A 2,551-nucleotide genomic window follows, 5' to 3' on the forward strand; every position below is an offset into this window, starting at 1 on the left:
ACCACGGCGTGTCCGGCGCGGGCTTGAGCACCACCGTGTTGCCCGCGGCCAGGGCGGGCCCCAGCTTGGCCAGATTGATCTGGTGCGGGAAGTTCCACGGCGTGATCGCGCCGACGACACCGACGGCCTCCCGGGCGATGGTGCGCCGGGTCGGGATCCCCATCGGCGACGCCTGACCGAGATCCTGGCTCCACTGGTACGCCTCGGCGGTATCCGCCGCAAAGCTCAAGTCCGCCACCGGCCCTTCCAATTGGGCGGCCGCCGTGAGCATTCGCGGGGCGCCGACCTCGGCGATGGTGATCTCCCGCAGCTCCTCGACGTGCTCTTGCATGGCGTCACGAAGTTGGCGCACGCAGCGCACCCGCAGCTCGGTGTTGCGGGACCAGTCGGTGTCGTCGAAGGCGCGGCGCGCGGCGTCGATGGCGCGTTCCATGTCCTGCGCATCGGCGTCGGCGGCGACCCCGAGCACCTCCTCGGTCGCCGGATTCACCGTCGGGAACGTGCCGGCGTTGCCGGTCGAAAGCTTGCCGTCGATGAAGAGTTCGCTTACGCCGTCGGCCAACAAGGCCATTTCCCGCTCCCGTCTGTGCGGCCACGCCAATCCATCAGCTCCGATAGACAGTTGTCCGGTGTGGTCCGATCGAACCATAGCCGTCGGGTTGTACGCCGTGCAATAGCCGATCCCGCGCAGCGGCGCCAAGTTGCCGAAATAGCGCAGTCAGCAGGTTGTTTGCCGACCGGCCTTGCTTCGCGGCCCCGGCATCGGATAGCTTGGACAGGTGTCCAGCGATGCCCTGGTGGCGATCACGCCGCACGGCGAGCGCCCGCCCGGCCCACCGCCGCGCAATCGCCGTCAGGAGGAGACCTTCCGCAAGGTGCTCGCCGCCGGCATCGAGACGCTGCGCGAGAAGTCCTACGCGGACTTGACGGTGCGCGCCGTGGCCGCCCGCGCCAAGGTCGCCCCGGCCACCGCCTACACCTACTTCTCGTCCAAGAACCACCTGATCGCCGAGGTCTACCTGGACCTGGTGCGTGAGGTGCCCTACTTCACCGACGTCAACGACCCAATGGTCAGCCGCGTCGAGCAGGTGCTGCGCCACCTCACCCTGGTGGTCGCCGACGAGCCGGAGGTCAGCGCGGCCTGCACCACGGCGCTGCTCAGCGGCGGCGCCGACCCGGCGGTCCGCGCGGCACGCGACCGCATCGGCGCCGAGATCCACCGCCGCATCGCGTCGGCCATCGGGCCGGGCGCCAACCGGGCCACCGTCTCCGCGCTGGAGATGACCTTCTTCGGCGCCCTCGTTCAGGCGGGCAGCGGCGAGTTCACCTACCACGAGGTCGCCGACCGGCTGGCCTTCGTGGTGCGACACCTCCTGACCGGCGCCGAAAACACGGCCGAACGACCGATTGAGGACGGCGAGCGATGACCGTACAGGCGGGCGACCACGAGCTGGTTCTCGACCCCTACGACTACGACTTCCACGAGGATCCGTACCCGTACTACAAGCGGCTGCGCGACCATGCCCCGTTGTACCGCAACGACGAGCTGTCCTTCTGGGCGTTGTCGCGGCACCGGGACGTGCTGCAGGGATTCCGCAACAGCACAACGCTTTCCAACAAGTTCGGCGTGTCGCTGGACCCGGCGTCACGCGGGCCGCACGCCAGCAAGACGATGAGCTTCCTCGCGATGGACGACCCGGCGCACCTGCGGCTGCGCACCCTGGTGTCGAAGGGCTTCACGCCCAGGAGGATTCGCGAACTCGAGCCGCGCGTCACCGAGATCGCGACCCGGCATTTGGACGCCCTGCTGGCCGGGGCGCAGGGGGGCACGGTCGATTACGTCGACGAGTTCGCCGGAAAGCTCCCGATGGATGTCATCTCCGAGCTGATGGGGGTTCCCGAAGCGGACCGCGTGCAGGTACGAGCTTGGGCCGACGGCGTCATGCACCGCGAGGAGGGCGTCACCGACGTCCCCCCGGAGGCAATCGAGGCCTCGCTCAACCTGATCGTCTACTACCAGCAGATGGTGGCCGAGCGCCGGACGACGCCGGCGGACGACCTGACCACCGCGTTGCTCGAGGCCGAGATCGACGGTGACCGGCTCACCGACGACGAGGTGCTGGGGTTCATGTTTCTGATGGTGATCGCCGGCAACGAGACCACCACCAAACTCCTTGCCAACGCGGCATTTTGGGGGCACAAGAACCCCGACCAGCTCGCGCGGGTCTACGACGACGTCTCGCTGGTGCCGCTGTGGGTCGAGGAGACGCTGCGCTACGACACCTCGAGCCAGATCCTGGCGCGCACCGTGTCCGGCGAGCTGACCCTCTACGACACGACCATCCCCGACGGGGACGTCCTGTTGCTGCTGCCCGGTTCGGCGCATCGCGACGAGCGGGTGTTCGACAATCCCGACGACTACGTCATCGGACGCGAGATCGGTTCCAAACTCATGAGTTTCGGTAGCGGCGCGCACTTCTGCCTCGGTGCCCATCTGGCCCGGATGGAAGCCCGCGTGGCGCTCACCGAGTTGTTCAAGCGAATCCGCGGA

General features: G+C 68.1%; 3 protein-coding genes. 2 read left to right on the top strand and 1 reads right to left on the bottom strand.

Annotated features, from left to right (window positions below; genetic code table 11):
- A partial coding sequence (locus tag A5714_RS11605) for an aldehyde dehydrogenase family protein (RefSeq protein WP_156747276.1) occupies nucleotides 1-571 on the bottom strand: 571 nt, incomplete at its 3' end.
- A 208-nt stretch (nucleotides 572-779) separates the two neighbouring features.
- Between A5714_RS11605 and A5714_RS11610 the strand changes: the two genes are divergently transcribed.
- Both A5714_RS11610 and A5714_RS11615 read left to right on the top strand, forming a co-directional pair.
- Nucleotides 780-1,427 carry a TetR/AcrR family transcriptional regulator gene (locus A5714_RS11610; RefSeq protein ID WP_068071733.1) on the top strand — a complete coding sequence of 216 codons (648 nt, stop codon included), beginning with the start codon at nucleotides 780-782 and terminating at the stop codon, nucleotides 1,425-1,427.
- Nucleotides 1,424-2,551 (top strand): cytochrome P450 (locus A5714_RS11615; protein ID WP_068285338.1); only part of this gene is annotated, 1,128 nt, incomplete at its 3' end. The genes A5714_RS11610 and A5714_RS11615, both read left to right, overlap by 4 nt.

The organism is Mycobacterium sp. E2462, from assembly GCF_001672685.1.
GTDB lineage: Bacteria > Actinomycetota > Actinomycetes > Mycobacteriales > Mycobacteriaceae > Mycobacterium.